Source organism: Bacillus mycoides (assembly GCF_018742245.1).
GTDB lineage: Bacteria > Bacillota > Bacilli > Bacillales > Bacillaceae_G > Bacillus_A > Bacillus_A cereus_U.
Genome location: NZ_CP036132.1, coordinates 4284171 through 4301503 on the forward strand (window position 1 = coordinate 4284171; position 17333 = coordinate 4301503).

Genomic DNA, 17333 nt, shown 5'->3' on the forward strand with positions numbered 1-17333 from the left:
TTCCCAAATACAAGGCATTAAGCCAATTAGATAGATAATTCTTTAGATAATTGATACATATCTTTATCGATTGTATGCTTTTGAGCTAACGCTTCGATAATGTCATGATCAACAAGTTTATTATTTTGAATACCAACACAACGTCCGCCATTACCAGCAATTAATAATTCAACTGCTCTTGCGCCAAGACGACTAGCTAATACACGGTCTTGTGCACTTGGTGATCCACCACGTTGTACGTGACCTAATACAGTTACACGAGTATCAAAGCTTGTTGCTTCTTCAATGTGCTTACCGATGTCAATTGCACTTCCAACACCTTCAGCTACAACGATAATACTGTGCTTTTTGCCACGTTCACTACCTCGTTTCAGACGAGCGATAACATCTTCCATGTCATACTTTTCTTCTGGAATTAAGATAGTTTCTGCACCATCAGCTAAACCAGCCCATAATGCGATATCTCCAGCGTGACGTCCCATTACTTCGATAACATATGTACGTTCATGAGATGTAGCTGTATCACGGATTTTATCAATTGCATCAATAACAGTATTTAAAGCTGTATCGAAACCAATTGTGAAGTCTGTTCCAGGGATATCATTGTCGATTGTACCTGGTACACCTACACATGGGAATCCTTGCTCAGTTAATTTTTTTGCACCTTGGTAAGAACCATCTCCACCAATAACAACAAGTCCTTCAATACCATGTTTCTTTAATTGCTCGATTCCTTTTAGTCGTACTTCTGGGTCTTTAAACTCAGGACATCTTGCTGTATATAATTTTGTACCACCGCGGTGGATAATATCGCCAACAGAACCAAGTTCTAATTTTTCAATATGACCAGAAATTAAACCAGCGTATCCATGGTAAATACCATATACTTCAATATCATGGAAAATCGCTTTACGAACAACTGCACGAATGGCAGCATTCATACCAGGTGAATCTCCACCACTCGTTAATACACCAATACGTTTCATTTGTACTCACCTCATAAAGATTATTTGCCTTATAATAAAATAACACGAAAAAATACAAAAACACAATGGAGAAGATGTGTCTTTTCATAATAAAAACGTGCATTCGCGAAGAGGAACGCACGCTTTTCTTATTTTATCCCAATGGAAGCGTTTGAAAACGAAACTTGCCCAATTTTCATATATTTTTCATAACGTTTTTCGATTAATTCATCTTTCGAAATTCCGCTTAATTGTTCAAAAGTTTTCTTAAGCATTAAATCTATATTTTCTGATTGTTTCAAAACATTACGATGCGCTCCACCTTTTGCCTCTGGAATAATTTCGTCAATTACACCTAATTCTTTCAAATCTAATGCTGTAATTTTCATCGCTTCTGCAGCTTCTTTTGCTTTACCAGCATCTTTCCAAAGAATCGCCGCCGCACCTTCTGGTGTAATAACAGAATAAGTGGAATTTTCTAGCATATGAATGTAATCTCCTACTCCAAGACCTAACGCACCACCGCTACCACCTTCACCGATAACGATACAAATAACAGGTACAGTTAAACCCGCCATTTCAAATAAATTACGAGCGATAGCTTCACTTTGTCCACGTTCTTCAGCTGCTTTACCAGGATAAGCTCCCTTCGTATCGATGAAACAAATAATGGGACGATTAAACTTCTCCGCTTGTTTCATTAGACGCAGTGCTTTTCGATATCCTTCTGGATGAGGCATTCCAAAATTACGACGAATATTTTCTTTCGTATCTTTTCCGCGTTGGTGCCCAATTACAGTTACAGGCATCCCCTTATATTTCGCAATGCCGCCGACAATCGCTGCATCGTCGCCAAATAGGCGATCTCCATGACATTCAAAAAAATTAGTAAATAAGTGCTCAATATAATCGAGCGTTGTCGGTCGTTCTGCATGACGAGCAATTTGAACACGGTCCCATACTTTCATATTGCCGTATATATCTTCCTCTAGTTTTTCTAGCTTGTCTTCCAAAATACGAATCTCCTCACTGAAGTCCATCTGGCTGTTTTTCGTATAGTCTTTCAGTTCACGAATCTTATTTCTTAGCTCAACAACTGGTTTCTCAAATTCTAGCTCTGCCATACAGCCATTTCCCCTCCTTGATGAACTTCTAAAATCTTACGGAGTGATTCTCTCATATCATCACGATGCACCACCGCATCTAATTGACCGTGCTCTAGTAAAAATTCTGCCGTTTGGAAATCTTCCGGAAGTTTCTCACGCACTGTTTGTTCAATTACGCGTCTACCCGCAAATCCGATAAGTGCACCTGGCTCTGCAAGATTATAATCACCAAGTGAAGCGAAACTCGCTGAAACCCCGCCCGTCGTCGGGTGAGTCATAACAGAAATAAATAACCCTCCTGCATTACTATGCTTTTTCAAAGCTACGCTTGTTTTCGCCATTTGCATTAAACTTAATATCCCTTCTTGCATACGGGCACCACCCGACGCAGTAAAGATAATAAATGGAACTTGTAAGTCGTATGCCTTTTCAACCGCACGAGCAATTTTTTCTCCTACAACAGAGCCCATGCTGCCCATTCGAAAACGAGAATCCATTACTGCAACAACAACAAGCATGTCATCAATTGTTCCTTCACCAGTTACAACCGCTTCATACAATTCAGTCTTCTTACGATCGTTTTCTAGTTTCTCTTCATATCCCGGAAACTCAAGTGGATTTAGTGAAACCATCTCTTTGTCATACTCACGAAATGAACCTTCGTCCAATATACTATCAAGGCGTTCCCATGCATTCATCGGATGATGATATCCACAATTCACGCATACTTTTAAATTTTTAAGAAGCTCTTTCGTATACATGATTTTTTTACATTTCGGACATTTTGTCATAACGCCATCTGGTACATCTTTTCGTATTTGTTCTGAAGGTATTGCAGCGTACTTTTTCTTTTTCACGAATAAATCTCTTAGCACAATTTGACCCCCTTCGTTGAGAGCTAAGGTTAGCGTAAGAAGAAAATGGGGCTAACACCAATGTTTGATGTTAGCCTTATCTTCTCAATCTGTCTAATAACCTCTCTCTTTACGTTTAACTTTAACCGCTATGCGGTAGAATGTTTGTCATAACGTGTCATGGTCATTTCGACAAATTTTATACATTACGAGTGAAACTGTATATTCTCTACTAATTCATCGTAAATTTTTAACGCATCATTTTCTTGTTTCACTTCCAAAGTAGCATAAAGCTTTCTATAGATTTCGATAGAATCTCCTGAAACTTCACAAGAAAGAGTTGCAACGTAATCATTTACGATCATCCAAATGCGATAGAGTAAATAATTATCGAATTGTTCAATAAGTGTTTTAAAGAACGTTTGATGAAGCACCGGAATTGAGCTTTCATTTTCTTCAAGCACTTGGTGTAATTTACTTAGTACTCCAGAAAACGTTTCTTTCGGTAAATTACATACAAGTCGAATCATATCTTTCTCAAGCAATCGTTTTGTTTGTAATAAATCACGAATTGTTTTCTCATCTTGCAGCAAGAACGGAGCAATTAATTGTACAAGACCGTTATCGTAAAAGTTTCGAATAAACGTCCCCTCACCACGTCTCGTTTCAATTAATCCTACCAGTTCTAAAGCACGTAATGCTTCTCTTACAGAGGAACGTCCAACATTTAAGCGTGAACTTAACTCACGCTCAGATGGCAAACGATCCCCTGCTACTAAACAATCCTCTTCCATAATGGAACGGATTTTTTTTACAATTTCGAGATATACTTTTGTATTTGATGATGTCAATGGAAATTCCTCGCTTATTCTTTACCAATCAGCGCTAATTGTTTTGTTTTCTCAGCGACTTCATTTGGATCTACTTGACGGCGAGCCACTCCTGTCTCCATTGCTGCTTTCGCAACGTAAGCCGCTACTTGAGGCGCTACACGCGCGTCAAATGGTGCCGGAATGATATGGTCTGCATTCAACTCATCCTCTGATACAAGCTCTGCAATGGCTTGTACAGCTGCCATCTTCATTTCTTCATTAATTTGTGTCGCATGTACATCAAGTGCACCGCGGAAAATACCTGGGAACGCTAGTACATTATTTACTTGGTTCGGGAAGTCAGAACGACCTGTTCCAACAACAGCTGCGCCCGCTGCTTTTGCCAATTCTGGCATAATTTCTGGAACCGGATTCGCCATTGCAAAAATAATTGCATCGTCATTCATTGTACGAACCATCTCTTCAGTTAATGCACCTGCTGCAGATACACCAATGAATACGTCCGCACCTTGTAAAACATCAGCTAAAGAACCTTCGATACGATTCTTATTTGTATATTTTGCAACTTCATCCTTCACCGGATTCATACCGACAGGACGACCTTCATAGATTGCACCTTTACGGTCACACATAATAACGTCACGTACACCATAGCGATATAAAAGTTTAATGATTGCAATACCTGCTGCACCTGCACCATTTGCGACAACTTTAATGTCGGACATTTTCTTTCCAACTAACTTCAGCGCGTTCACAAGGCCTGCTACTGTTACGATAGCTGTTCCGTGTTGATCATCATGGAATATCGGAATGTTTGTCTCTTTTTTCAAACGTTCTTCAATAACGAAGCAATTTGGTGCTGCGATATCTTCTAAGTTTACACCGCCAAAAGTTGGCTCCATTAATTTTACAGTTTCAACAATTTTATCTACATCGTTTGTATTTAAGGCAATCGGGAATGCATCTACGCCAGCAAAGCTCTTGAATAATACAGCTTTACCTTCCATTACTGGAAGAGATGCTTCAGGTCCAATGTTACCAAGACCAAGTACAGCCGTTCCATCTGTCACAACTGCTACCATATTTCCCTTCATTGTATATTCATATACCTTACTTTTATCGTCATAAATTTCTTTACAAGGCTCTGCAACCCCTGGAGAATATGCAAGACTTAAATCTTTTGCATTTTCTACTTTTACTTTTGATACAGTTTCTAATTTTCCTTGATGCACTTTATGCATGTGAAGTGCTTCTTCACGAAGTGTTGACAAACTATCCACTCTCCTCAAATTATTCTGGCTGATATCAATTTCTCCAAGTGGTCTGACCACGAACACTACTACTATAATAATCGAAGTGTAGGGAAATTGTCCATTATATTTTCACAACGACATTTTCGTCCCCTACAATTTCACGAAGTGCTCCTAGACATTCTTCACTTGGATGAATCGATAAACTTCGAGATAATTGTACCATTTTATGTTCCTTTTCATAATAAATTAGTACTTTCGTAAAACCTGAATAGTCAAACAATATTTTCGTAACTTGATTTACAAGCTTTTTTTCATATTGAGACGGCAATTTCACGTAAACAGATGCTTCTTTCATTTCTTCATAAACATCCATTTCTTCTAGCGGATATAGTCCATTCACGATCCATTGCAACTTATGATTTCTTTGCTCAATCGTACCATCAACTAAAACAATTGCCCCTTCTTGTAACCTGTGTGAAAAATGTATATACGTTTCTGGAAAAATGACGGCTTCCATTTCATCATTTTGATCACAGAATGTAATAAACGCCATCTTTTGCAACTTTTTCGTACGAATAACTTTCACACTTGTTATATATACGATTGCTCTTTGTACTTTTTTCTTATGTCGCATCGCCTGAGCAAGAGATGGGATTTCTAATTCTTTTCCTAACTCCGCATACTGCGCTGTCGGATAGCTAGATAAATAAAAACCGAGTGCTTCCTTCTCCTTATTTAACTGTTCAATAAAGGATAGCTCTTCTCCTTGTACATATTTTGATTTCGGAACAGCATCCCCTAAATCAAAGTCACGTGCAAGATTTGCATACTCTAACGCTCCTTTAAGACTTTTCCATAACGTCGTCCTTGAAACACCAAAATCGTCAAAACATCCAGACCAGACAAACGCTTCTAAATTTCGCTCTGTTACAAATTTTGATGGCATACGAAGACAAAACTCAAATAAATCTTCGAACATTTTTTTCTCTCGTTCTTCGAGTAGCGCAGTCACGGTAGCCATTCCGATATTCCGAATCGAAAGTAAACTATATCGAATCGCATTCCCTTCTATTTGGAAGTTGTAACCACTTCTCTGAAGAGACGGCGGTAAAACGTGAAAACCTTTCCGCTTCGTTTCTCGTACATACTGCACAATCTTATCTTCATTTCCAATTGCGCTTGATAATAACGCAGTCATAAATTCCAGCGTATAATTCGCTTTTAAATATGCAAGCTGGTACCCAATCATACTGTAAGCTACAGCGTGACTTCGGTTAAAACCGTAATTCGCAAATCTTACAATTAAATCATAAATTTGTTCTGAAGATGTCTCGTTGTATCCATTTTCCAAACAACCTTGAACAAAGTGCTTGCGTTCTTGATCTAAAATATCACGATTCTTTTTACTCACAGCACGGCGCAGTAAATCCGCTTCTCCAAGCGAAAATCCAGCTAACTTCGATGCGATTTGCATTATTTGTTCTTGGTATACGATTACGCCGTATGTTCGTTCTAAAATGGGCTTTAAATCTGGATGTAAATATTCAATTCGTCTTTCCCCATGCTTCGATTCAATAAAGGTTGGAATTTGTTCCATCGGTCCTGGTCTGTATAAAGAGTTAACAGCAACTATGTCTTCAAATTCATTCGGTTTTAACCCGCGAAGTACATTTCGCATACCACCTGATTCAAGCTGGAATACACCTGTTGTATCCCCTCTTCCTAACAATTGAAACGTCTTTTCATCTTGAAGAGGTAAATTTCTTATATCAATTTGTTTCCCAGTTTTTTTAACAATAAACTTTATAATATTTTCAAGTAACGTTAAATTACGTAAGCCTAAAAAGTCCATCTTGAGCAACCCAAGTTCTTCTAATGCATCAGCTGGATATTGCGTAACATAAACATCGTTATGCCCTTCTTGAATCGCTATACTTCCCGTTAACGGTTCTTGGCTCATTATAACGCCAGCTGCATGAATAGACGTATGACGCGGTAATCCCTCTACACGTTTTGCAATTTCAAACACACGCTCATGCAAAAGATTCCCTTGTATAAACTCACGGAGCGATTGCGATTCCTCATATGCATCTTTTAACGTTATACCAAGCTTTGATGGGATAAGTTTTGAAAATATGTCGATATCTCTTGGCGGGAGCCCCATTACACGAGCAATGTCTCTAATTGCGGCTTTCGCTGCAAGAGTTCCGAACGTTACAATTTGAGCGACACGAAGCTGACCATATTTATCTTTCACATATCGAATCATCTCATCACGTCTTATATCTGGAAAATCAATATCAATATCTGGAAGTGTCACACGTTCAGGGTTTAAAAACCTCTCAAATAATAAGTCATATTCAATTGGATCAATATCTGTAATTTCCAATACATAAGAAACGAGTGAACCCGCTGCCGATCCACGGCCTGGCCCAGTTAAAATACGATTTTCATGTGCATATTTCATAAAGTCCCATACGATGAGGAAATAATCGCTAAATCCCATACGAGAAATCACATGTAATTCATGATTCAAACGCTGTATATGCACTTCTTTTGGCGTACCATATCGTTTACTTAAGCCTTCTTCACAAACACGGCGCAAATACGTATCATTCGTCTCGTTAGATGGAACAGGAAACTTCGGTAGTTGATTTACATGGAAAGGAATTTCTACTTGGCAACGTTCCGCGATTGTTATTGTATTTTGAATCGCTTCCTCAGCATGAGAAAAGAGTGCTTCCATTTCATCCGATGACTTTAAATAATACTGATCCGTTTTCATTCTCGGCCTATCTGGATCAGTCATTTTCGTTCCGCCTTCAACAGATAATAAACATTCATGAACAAGTGCGTCACTTTGATTAATATAGCGAACATCATTTGTTGCAACGACTGGAACGTTTACCTTATTAATAAATTCAGACAGTTTTTCTTGTAAAAGCAGTTCATCTTGAATCGCATGATGCTGCAAACTTATATAAAAATTGCTGAACATATTTTGATACGTATGAGCTACTTCTTCAGCCTGGCTCTCTTTGTCTTCTAATAATAACTGCTCAATTTCTCCGTCTTTCCCTGGTGAAATTGCAATTAATCCTTTCGCATAATGAGCAAGCCACTTCTTCGGAATACCTTCTTTTGACTTCGTCATAATACTGCTAGAAATCTTTAATAAATTTTGATAGCCTATTTCATTCTCAGCAAGTAAGACGAGTGGATAAGACCTTTCTTCTTCTTCACTAAAAATAGAAGCTGTTAAGCCGATAATAGGCTGTATACCATTTTTCTTGCATGCTTTATAAAACGGAATAACTCCATACATAACATTTTCATCTGTAATGGCCAGCGATGAAAATCCAAGCTCTTTCGCCCGAATGACAAGCTCATCAATTTTGCAAGCACTTTTTAATAAACTAAAAACGGTTTGACATTGTAAATGCACAAACTTCACTGTTGTACCCTCTCTTTACCTATTTGACTACTTTTATTATAGGTGATGAGGAAAGCGGAAATCAAAACATACTTCTCATACTTTGTCCATATATATGAAGAAGAAAGGGGAATGACGATGGATGTAAGAGAACATACTTTTTTCTCTCTGCTTATTATTAGTTACTTTATTGCCTTTGGAGTTATACTTGGTGGTTCATTAATTGGCGGATTTGGTGCATTTCTCATCGGAAAACCAGCTCTAACTTATATTAGTCAATTTGCTCAAAACTTAAGAATTTGGGCACTCGTTGCAGCAATTGGCGGAACGTTCGATACCTTCTATAGCTTTGAAAGAAGCTTCTTTGGCGGAGATATGAAAGATATCGTAAAACAAATTCTCCTTATTTTTTTCGCAACTGGTGGTATGCAAACTGGTCTTATTATTATTAAGTGGCTTACACAGGAACATGTATGAGAGTACCGAGTGCCAATACAGCCAAAAGGTGGTATTTAGTTTTAGCTGGTGCTGCTGTTGGAGGGATTTTGAGCTGGTTTATTTTTTTGTACATATACGGTGTTTTTCAGCAGGAACAAGCTAGTAAAATAGCAGAACAAAAAGAAATCATCGAAAAACAAGAAGCAAAACTCCACGTCCTTCTCGAAGACCAAGAGAAATTGAACACAGAAAATAAACGACTCTTAACAATTCAAGAAATCAAAATAAAAATTATAAATCGAAAAAAATATGATTTAGACAATCTTACACTTGAAAATATGACCACCTCTATCCATAATGATCTCCAGCATCTTTTAACGAAAAACATTCAAAGCATCGCAAAAAATAAAGACCTACTCAAAAAAGTCATCGAAAATAAAACGTACAAACATTACGATCGTATATACCGCTTTAAAGTAGATACAGTCTCTTTTGATACCGTACTTGAAATTAGCATTGATATAGAGAAAGAAAAATAAAAAAAGGAGGGCCTCAGCGCCTCTCCTTCTCTTTCGTTCAACATACAACTTCTTATTTACACAGCTCACGTAAATCAGCAAAAAGGCGATCCGCTTCTTCCCAAGAAGATGCTTTTGCACCAGAAGCCATCGGATGTCCTCCGCCATTATATTGCATTGCTAATTTATTAATAACTGGTCCTTTTGAGCGAAGACGAACACGAATAACATCATCTTCCTCTAAAAATAGAACCCATGCCTTTAATCCATCAATATTACCAAGCGCCCCGACAACACCAGATGCTTCAGTAGAAAGTACATCAAACTCTTCTAGTACCTCTTTCGTTAATTTAATGTACGCTGCGCCTTCTTCTACCATCGTGAAATTTTGTAAAATATAACCGTTTAAACGAGCAATCTTTTCTTTTGTCTTATACATTTCATTGTATAAATCTGTGAATTTCACGTCCATATCAACAAGCTCACTTACGTAACGAAGTGTTTTCGCTGTTGTATTTGGGAATAAGAAACGACCTGTATCACCGACAATACCCGCTAAAATAAGGCGAGCTGCTTCCTTTGATATCGTTAATCCTTTATCTTTTCCATAACTGTAAAACTCATAAATCATTTCACTTGTAGAACTAGCTGTCGTATCCACCCACGTAATATCTCCGTACGGGTCTTCATTCGGATGATGATCAATTTTAATTACCATCTTTCCTTTTGCATAACGTTGATCACAAACACGCTCTTGATTTGCTGTATCACAAACGATAACAAGTGCATCTTCATATACACTATCTTCAATATCATCCATTACTCGTAAAAACGCTAAAGAAGGCTCGTTGTACCCAACCATATAAATATTTTTCTCTGGAAACGATTCTTGCAGAATTGTACCAAGTCCGCACTGAGAACCTAACGCATCTGGATCCGGACGTACATGACGATGAATAATAATTGTATCAAACTCTTTAATTGCTCCTAAAATTTGCTCATGCATATGTATAATCTCCTTTTTATTCAACTTCTTCATTTTATCCCGCATTAACGTGTAGTAAGACTCCCACCTCAAAAGTATTAAAAACAATGGGGCAAAATTAATTTGGAGCCCGGATGCACGTAAAAGCCCGATTGGTGAGGGCTAATAATTAGTACGTGGGATCTCCCCACACTAATTAAAGTTTCACTTTATCCCCCATTATAACGGAAAACATTTCATACATGCGAACAATTGCTTTATAATAAAAATTAGAAAGTTTAGATTTTTCTTTTTTCTAAATTGTTATTTTTATACCAATCGATGGGAGCGTGTATTATGCCAGTATTCGTCTTTTGTATTATCATCTCATTTGTGTTGTACCTCTTCTACAAAACAAAATTCTTTCGTACAAACCGTCCAATGGAGAAAGGTTGGCTCTCAGGAAAATCCGCAATGGCACTCGGCTTATTCGTCCTATTCTTTGGGATAAACCAATTCTTTTTAGAACTTTCAACTGCACGCATTATCGTTGGTGTTTTGTTTATTTTACTTGGCAGCGCGAGTACATTTAATGGATTCCGCCAATATAAACATTTTTTACCATTAGCAGTCAAAGAAGCCGAATCTTATAAAACAACGTAAAAAAGCATCAATATTGTGATGCTTTTTTACGTCCCTTCACTTTCAAAATCGTATATGCAACAAACGCAGATGGTATATTAAAGAGATTACCTTGCACGTGAAAATGTAATTGTTCTTCTTCAAAAGACATCTGTTTGTATAATTCTTGCTGAGATAATCCTGTTCTTTTCTTTTTTTCATGCAATCCTTGTAAATATAAATATTGAATTGGTATCATCACAAGAAAGTAAAAGAGTGCGATACCACCAAAAAAGAGTACTTCTGATGACATATGGTATACCACCTTCCGACATCTATTATCTTATAATACAGTTATAACATAGTATAAACTGAAATTAAATTAATATTCTGTTTTTTAACCATATAATTACGTCTCCGCATATATATCCTGCTAAAACTCCTCCACATCTTTAGCAACAGCTTCAAAACCCAATAAAACAAAAAAGATGGAACAAACCAAAGCGATTTGTTCCATCTTTTTATTTATCAATCAATTGCACCATAAGTAATGCTTTCCCGACAACATTACCTTCATGATGTACTTCTACATCAACCTTACCAAATTTACGGCCAATTTCTAATACTTTCGGATGAACCGATACAACATTATCAATTTGAACCGGTTTTACGAAATAAATTGTTAAGTTCTCAACAATTGAATCGCTCTTCTTCTGCGCACGAATGACGCGGTTTGTTGCTTCTGTCACAATTGTTGTGAATACACCGTAAGATAACGTCCCGATTGAATTCGTCATTTGTGGTGTCACTGAAAATTGATATAAATGCTCATTTTTTGCTTCTTTCGGCGTCATAAATTGATTCGTTACAATGTCATCAATCGTTTCACCAACTTGTGGTTGACGCTGAATCATTTGCAGCGCCTGAAGTACATCTTGACGACTAATGATACCTTGCAATTTATTTCCATCCTCCACAACAGGAAGTAATTCAATACCTTCCCACACCATCATACGTGCTGCAGCTGCGACGGACATTTTTCCATTTACCGTAATAGGGTGTTTCGTCATAACTTTATCAATCGGTGTTTCTTTCGCAACACCAATCATATCTTTCGAGGTTACGATACCTAACACCTTTTTATTTTCATCCACAATTGGATAACGTCCATGCATCGTCTCTTCATTGTACTCATGCCATTTCTGCACTATGTCACTAGGCTTTAAATATAGTGTTTCTTCAATTGGTGTTAAAATATCTTCAACTAGTACAATTTCTTTCTTAATAAGTTGATCATAAATTGCACGGTTAATTAACGTTGCGACCGTAAATGTATCATAACTACTCGAAATAATTGGCAATTTCAATTCATCTGCTAACTTTTTCACATGCTCTTCTGTATCAAATCCACCTGTAATTAATACAGCAGCCCCTGTTTCTAATGCTAATTGATGTGCGTTCGTACGGTTACCGATAATAAGTAAGTTCCCCGCTTCTGTATAGCGCATCATCGCTTCTAATTTCATAGCCCCAATAACGAATTTATTTAACGTTTTATGTAGTCCTTCTCTGCCCCCAAGTACTTGGCCATCGACAATGTTAACGACTTCTGCATATGTCAGTTTTTCGATATTCTCTTTCTTCTTTTGCTCAATTCGAATTGTTCCGACACGTTCAATTGTACTAACATACCCTTTATTTTCTGCATCTTTAATTGCACGGTAAGCGGTCCCTTCACTTACACTTAAATCTTTCGCAATTTGCCGCACAGAAATTTTATGCCCTACTGGCAGGCTATTAATATGTTCTAAAATTTGATTATGTTTGGTAGCCAAATGGTTTCACCATACTTTCTTTTCCCTAAATTCTTCATGTGTTGTATTTTCAGTATACTATATTTCCAAAACTGTTACACTCTCTCTTTGTATGTCTGTACTATTTTTTTTATAACAAAATGCTCCTTACATTACACCAGTCATTCTATTACAACAATGTAATGGTATTGTCATCTCGTTCGATAGTTTGTCCACACGCTTCAATATACAATTAAGACAAGAAATGAAACAAAGGAGCGAATACATTATGAAAAAGTTTTTAGAGGTTATAGGTGCTGTGTTTTTAGCTTTCGTAGATGGGAAAAAAGTTGCGATGGAATTGAATGAAACACCTGAACAGCCACGTACAAAACGAGAAGAATCAGCTAAACAAATACAGGCTTTAAAAACTGTACTACACACATAAAAAACCCTTCACTTGTCATTTCAAATGAAGGGTTTCTTTTTTATAGTGTAATACTTTCTCCAGCTTCTAATACTTTCCCTGTACAATTTTGTAGCCTTCCTACAAATTGATATGGATCTTGTTCGATAACTGGGAACGTATTGTAATGCATCGGTACAACCGTTTTCGCACCAATCCATTTTGCAGCTAGAACAGCATCTTCTGGCCCCATTGTGAAATTATCACCAATTGGTAAAAATGCTACATCAATATTATTAAGTTCTCCAATTAACTTCATATCAGAGAATAACGCAGTATCTCCTGCATGATATACCGTTTTCTCCTCTGCCGTAAACAAAATACCAGCTGGCATACCTGTATATGTAATCGTCTTATTTTCTTCATCAATATAACTAGATCCGTGGAATGCTTGTGTGAATTTCACTTTACCAAAGTCAAATTCATGTGAACCCCCAATATGCATTGGATGTGTATTTACACCTTGCCAGCCTAAAAATGTCGCTAATTCAAATGGTGCCACAACGACCGCATTATTTTTCTTTGCTAACGCTACTGTATCCCCAACATGATCACCGTGTCCGTGCGATAAAATAATCGCATCAACTTTTACATCTTCAGCCTTTAAATCTGTTTTCGGATTTCCTGTTAAAAACGGATCAATTAAAATAACTTTTCCATTCGTTTCAATCTTTACAACTGAATGCCCGTGATAAGATACTTTCATCATTACATTCCTCCCCTATTCACATTCTCACTTTTTATTCTACATGATTTCTCAATTACCTGTCTTTTCTAACATCTATTTACTTGTCATAACGCTTTCATCCGATGTAAAGTTATATTTGTAATTAAATATCTCGGGGGTGCCAATCGATGAATGCTAGATTAGAAAATTTAATGCAATGGCTAAAAGAAAAAAACGTAGAAGCTGCGTTCTTAACTTCTACACCGAACGTTTTCTACATGACAAACTTCCACTGTGAACCGCATGAAAGACTACTTGGTATGTTTGTATTCCAAGAAAAAGAACCTATTTTAATTTGTCCTAAAATGGAAGAAGGTCAAGCGCGTAACGCTGGCTGGGCACATGAAATTATCGGATTTACTGATACTGACAGACCATGGGATATGATTGCAAAAGCAATTAAAGATCGTGGTATTGATGCAAATGCAGTTGCAATTGAAAAAGAACATTTAAACGTAGAACGTTACGAAGAATTAACAAAATTATTCCCAAATGCAGCTTTCAAATCAGCTGAAGAGAAAGTTCGCGAGCTTCGCTTAATTAAAGATGAAAAAGAACTTTCTATTTTACGTGAAGCAGCTAAAATGGCAGACTATGCTGTTGAAGTTGGTATAAATGCAATTAAAGAAAATCGTAGTGAGCTAGAAGTATTAGCAATTATTGAGCATGAATTAAAAACAAAAGGCATCCATAAAATGTCATTTGATACGATGGTATTAGCAGGTGCAAACTCTGCTCTTCCACACGGTATTCCAGGTGCAAACAAAATGAAACGCGGCGATTTCGTACTATTTGATTTAGGTGTAATCATTGAAGGTTATTGCTCTGACATTACACGTACAGTAGCATTTGGTGATATTTCTGAAGAACAAACTCGCATTTACAACACTGTACTTGCTGGACAACTACAAGCAGTTGAAGCATGTAAACCAGGCGTTACATTTGGTGCAATTGACAACGCTGCTCGCTCTGTTATCGCAGATGCAGGTTACGGAGACTTCTTCCCACACCGCCTTGGTCACGGACTTGGAATTAGCGTACACGAATATCCAGATGTAAAAGAAGGCAACGAGTCTCTATTAAGAGAAGGCATGGTCTTCACAATCGAACCAGGTATTTACGTACCAAACGTAGGCGGCGTTCGTATTGAAGATGATATTTACATCACAAAAGACGGATCAGAAATTTTAACGAAGTTCCCGAAAGAATTACAATTTGTGAAATAATAAAGTGAAACTTTAATCAGTGGGGGTTTTGTTCATCCCCCACTGATTATTAGCCTTCACCAATCGGGCGTTTACGGGCAGTAAGACTCCCACCTAACTTCTTTGCTCCAGCCGAATTTTGAGGTGGGAGTCTTACTGCCCACAAATAGCGGGATAAAAAAGGTAGCGTGATCGCTACCTTTTTTCTATCTTCTCTACTATTTCAAATTTCTCTACAATCATTTTTGCTGGGTAGCTTTCAAGTATTTGAGAAGACCATACATTTATTTTATCCCCTGTTTTTAATTGATCATATGCGTTTTTATCCTTAAAGCTCAAGACTGTATCTGATGGATGCTCTTTATTCATTTGTTGTTCCATATAATTTTGCAACTCTACTTTTGTTTCAAACGTTTTATCACCGACAAAAAACACCGTGTCATTTCTTAATATGACATACCCTTTATATTGCCCCGTCCGATTTTTGCTCTCTCCAGAAAAAGTAACATACGAATTCGAACAACTTCCTAAAAAGAAAATACTAATAAAAAAGAATAATGCTCTCTTCATAAGGACTCTCCATTCAAAAGCACTTATTTCTTGTCTATTCCTTCCTCTCATTATACTATTAATATACAGAATTTTCTAAATAAGGAGGATTTATATGTTACAACAACAGTTAGAAGAAATTCGTACTAATAATTACATAATGGCTAACACAATTCATATTGATTCCTTAAGTTCCAGTATGCTTCAACATATCGGTGTTACCGATAGCTATTTAAGAGACAAACTCATTTACTCTACTTTTTATCATCTAATCAAGAAGGACTATATTTCACACACCCACTTACAGAAACTATTATCAGAAAGCATCAGTGAAAACTATTTATTCTATAAAATTCATACAGATGACGATGACGCTGTATTTACCCGTGCATTTACAACATTATTAATCGCCCTCATTATAGATGCGGATACAAATCATAATTTCTTATCACAGACTGATATTTCAAATGTAAAAGATAAATTAATTCTATATATGAACAAAGAGCATGACTTACGAGGCTATGTCCAAGAACGTGGCTGGGCACATAGTGTCGCTCATGCTTCAGATACATTTGAAGCGCTTGTTAATAATCCTAAACTGGAAACTTTACATCATGAAGAAATACTACAAACTTTATTAAACAAAATTTGTGTCCATTCCATCTATTACAAATATGAAGAAGATGAGCGTATCGTTTATCCGATTGTCGCAATGCTACAAAATGGTCTAGAGGAAGAGGTACTCATATTAGCCCTTCATAATTTAGTAGCTCAATTACAAGTTCAAAAACCAACACTACATATTAAATCGTACGAATTTCTATACGGAAATATAAAATCTTTCTTGCGCAGCTTATTTTTCAAATTACGTACAATGTCTATATGTAAAAAAACTGAACGTGAAATTGAAAAATCACTACAAGAACTTCATAAATATTATTACTAAAAAAGAAGGCCACTCAAAAAGTGCCTTCTTCTATTTCACTAATATTTATTTGAAATTTCACGATCCAAACTGAGAAAAGGTGGACAAGAAACGCAATCACCATACATGCTCCGCTCAAAAAGGTTAATACAGGATGCGAATACACATGCCCTAAACCATAAGATGCTCCTACGAAAAACATTGTTATGTAAATATAAATTGCTCCATGTATTTGCCTCATATAAGCCTCCTTTTCCCATATTATAACATAAATTTTCAGATTATTCACATTAATGTATTGTGATCAATATTTCTCAACTGTTACACCTCTAACAGCCGCCTTAATATATGGTGCACCTTGTAAACTTTGTAAATTCTCTGTTTTTCCAGTTACGACTACACCGTATATTGGTAAGTCTTTTGGTTTTGTGTTTTTTATTTCTTTATAGTGTTGTTCAAAATAATCACTTCGTATACATTCACTATTTTTTGCTAAATACTTTATTTGGTACAGGAACTCTTTTGAGCTTCTTGTTAAATCGTTTTTAATATCTTCATTTACTTTTGCATAGCTTCCTTCAAACCTAAAAATGTTTATAGCCATTACGGCGCTTAATAGTGCGCCACTTTTAGGATCTTTTAATCCTACATAAGAGTTTCTTTTCTAAAAAAAGTTTCTGCAC

General features: G+C 36.7%; 18 protein-coding genes and 1 pseudogene. 6 read left to right on the forward strand and 13 right to left on the reverse strand.

The window, feature by feature from the left end:
• Positions 1-26: 26 nt before the first annotated feature.
• The 6 genes from pfkA to dnaE all read right to left on the reverse strand — a co-directional run bounded on the left by pfkA (position 27) and on the right by dnaE (position 8465).
• The gene (pfkA, locus tag EXW56_RS21945; protein ID WP_002034288.1) at positions 27-986 is read right to left on the reverse strand and encodes a 6-phosphofructokinase; all 960 of its coding nucleotides are present in this window, start codon (positions 984-986) and stop codon (positions 27-29) included.
• A gap of 128 nt (positions 987-1114) precedes the next feature.
• Positions 1115-2089: an acetyl-CoA carboxylase carboxyl transferase subunit alpha gene (accA, locus tag EXW56_RS21950; RefSeq protein ID WP_000818787.1), complete on the reverse strand. Its 975-nt coding sequence runs from the start codon at positions 2087-2089 to the stop codon at positions 1115-1117.
• Complete coding sequence (gene accD / locus EXW56_RS21955) at positions 2077-2946, reverse strand: acetyl-CoA carboxylase, carboxyltransferase subunit beta (RefSeq protein WP_002160256.1); 870 nt, start codon at positions 2944-2946, stop codon at positions 2077-2079. The genes accA and accD overlap by 13 nt, the downstream gene beginning before the upstream one ends.
• Before the next feature lie 185 nt (positions 2947-3131).
• Positions 3132-3776 (reverse strand): FadR/GntR family transcriptional regulator, encoded by a 645-nt coding sequence (locus EXW56_RS21960; RefSeq protein WP_002112207.1) that lies wholly within the window; start codon positions 3774-3776, stop codon positions 3132-3134.
• A gap of 14 nt (positions 3777-3790) precedes the next feature.
• The gene (locus EXW56_RS21965; RefSeq protein WP_165763976.1) at positions 3791-4999 is read right to left on the reverse strand and encodes an NADP-dependent malic enzyme; all 1209 of its coding nucleotides are present in this window, start codon (positions 4997-4999) and stop codon (positions 3791-3793) included.
• 133 nt (positions 5000-5132) lie between these two features.
• Positions 5133-8465, reverse strand: a complete 3333-nt coding sequence (gene dnaE / locus EXW56_RS21970) for a DNA polymerase III subunit alpha (RefSeq protein ID WP_002199191.1) — start codon at positions 8463-8465, stop codon at positions 5133-5135.
• Between the two features lie 42 nt (positions 8466-8507).
• On the opposite strand from dnaE, the gene EXW56_RS21975 reads away from it, so the two are divergent.
• Both EXW56_RS21975 and ytrI read left to right on the forward strand, forming a co-directional pair.
• Positions 8508-8921, forward strand: a complete 414-nt coding sequence (locus EXW56_RS21975) for a YtrH family sporulation protein (protein ID WP_078172708.1) — start codon at positions 8508-8510, stop codon at positions 8919-8921.
• Positions 8918-9421 carry a sporulation membrane protein YtrI gene (gene ytrI, locus EXW56_RS21980; RefSeq protein WP_002112211.1) on the forward strand — a complete coding sequence of 168 codons (504 nt, stop codon included), beginning with the start codon at positions 8918-8920 and terminating at the stop codon, positions 9419-9421. The genes EXW56_RS21975 and ytrI overlap by 4 nt, the downstream gene beginning before the upstream one ends.
• 52 nt (positions 9422-9473) lie before the next feature.
• Here the strand turns inward: ytrI and EXW56_RS21985 are convergent, their stop codons facing one another.
• Positions 9474-10406 (reverse strand): DHH family phosphoesterase, encoded by a 933-nt coding sequence (locus EXW56_RS21985; RefSeq protein ID WP_002199190.1) that lies wholly within the window; start codon positions 10404-10406, stop codon positions 9474-9476.
• Between the two features lie 315 nt (positions 10407-10721).
• On the opposite strand from EXW56_RS21985, the gene EXW56_RS21990 reads away from it, so the two are divergent.
• A complete protein-coding gene (locus EXW56_RS21990; protein WP_002088950.1) occupies positions 10722-11027 on the forward strand; it encodes a YtpI family protein in 306 nt (101 codons plus the stop codon).
• A 7-nt stretch (positions 11028-11034) separates the two neighbouring features.
• Here EXW56_RS21990 and EXW56_RS21995 read toward each other — a convergent pair whose 3' ends face one another.
• Together EXW56_RS21995 and EXW56_RS22000 are read right to left on the reverse strand one after the other, a co-directional pair.
• Positions 11035-11298, reverse strand: coding sequence for a DUF3949 domain-containing protein (locus EXW56_RS21995; protein WP_002112213.1), 264 nt, complete (start codon positions 11296-11298; stop codon positions 11035-11037).
• Between the two features lie 208 nt (positions 11299-11506).
• The gene (locus tag EXW56_RS22000; protein WP_002034295.1) at positions 11507-12820 is read right to left on the reverse strand and encodes a DRTGG domain-containing protein; all 1314 of its coding nucleotides are present in this window, start codon (positions 12818-12820) and stop codon (positions 11507-11509) included.
• 247 nt (positions 12821-13067) lie between these two features.
• Between EXW56_RS22000 and EXW56_RS22005 the strand changes: the two genes are divergently transcribed.
• On the forward strand, positions 13068-13226 hold the full coding sequence (locus EXW56_RS22005; protein WP_002184837.1) for a hypothetical protein: 159 nt from the start codon (positions 13068-13070) through the stop codon (positions 13224-13226).
• A 40-nt stretch (positions 13227-13266) separates the two neighbouring features.
• Here EXW56_RS22005 and EXW56_RS22010 read toward each other — a convergent pair whose 3' ends face one another.
• A complete protein-coding gene (locus tag EXW56_RS22010) occupies positions 13267-13950 on the reverse strand; it encodes a metal-dependent hydrolase (protein WP_002199189.1) in 684 nt (227 codons plus the stop codon).
• 149 nt (positions 13951-14099) lie between these two features.
• On the opposite strand from EXW56_RS22010, the gene pepQ reads away from it, so the two are divergent.
• Positions 14100-15197, forward strand: coding sequence for a Xaa-Pro dipeptidase (gene pepQ / locus EXW56_RS22015; RefSeq protein WP_002160249.1), 1098 nt, complete (start codon positions 14100-14102; stop codon positions 15195-15197).
• A gap of 174 nt (positions 15198-15371) precedes the next feature.
• On the opposite strand, the gene EXW56_RS22020 is transcribed toward pepQ, so the two are convergent.
• Complete coding sequence (locus EXW56_RS22020; RefSeq protein ID WP_002199188.1) at positions 15372-15746, reverse strand: DUF3221 domain-containing protein; 375 nt, start codon at positions 15744-15746, stop codon at positions 15372-15374.
• A 94-nt stretch (positions 15747-15840) separates the two neighbouring features.
• Between EXW56_RS22020 and EXW56_RS22025 the strand changes: the two genes are divergently transcribed.
• Positions 15841-16671, forward strand: a complete 831-nt coding sequence (locus EXW56_RS22025) for a DUF2785 domain-containing protein (RefSeq protein WP_215596941.1) — start codon at positions 15841-15843, stop codon at positions 16669-16671.
• A gap of 13 nt (positions 16672-16684) precedes the next feature.
• On the opposite strand, the gene EXW56_RS22030 is transcribed toward EXW56_RS22025, so the two are convergent.
• Positions 16685-16891 (reverse strand): hypothetical protein, encoded by a 207-nt coding sequence (locus tag EXW56_RS22030; protein ID WP_001248910.1) that lies wholly within the window; start codon positions 16889-16891, stop codon positions 16685-16687.
• 63 nt (positions 16892-16954) lie between these two features.
• A pseudogene (locus tag EXW56_RS22035) lies at positions 16955-17314 on the reverse strand (anti sigma factor C-terminal domain-containing protein); the annotation flags it as partial.
• Positions 17315-17333 lie beyond the last annotated feature (19 nt).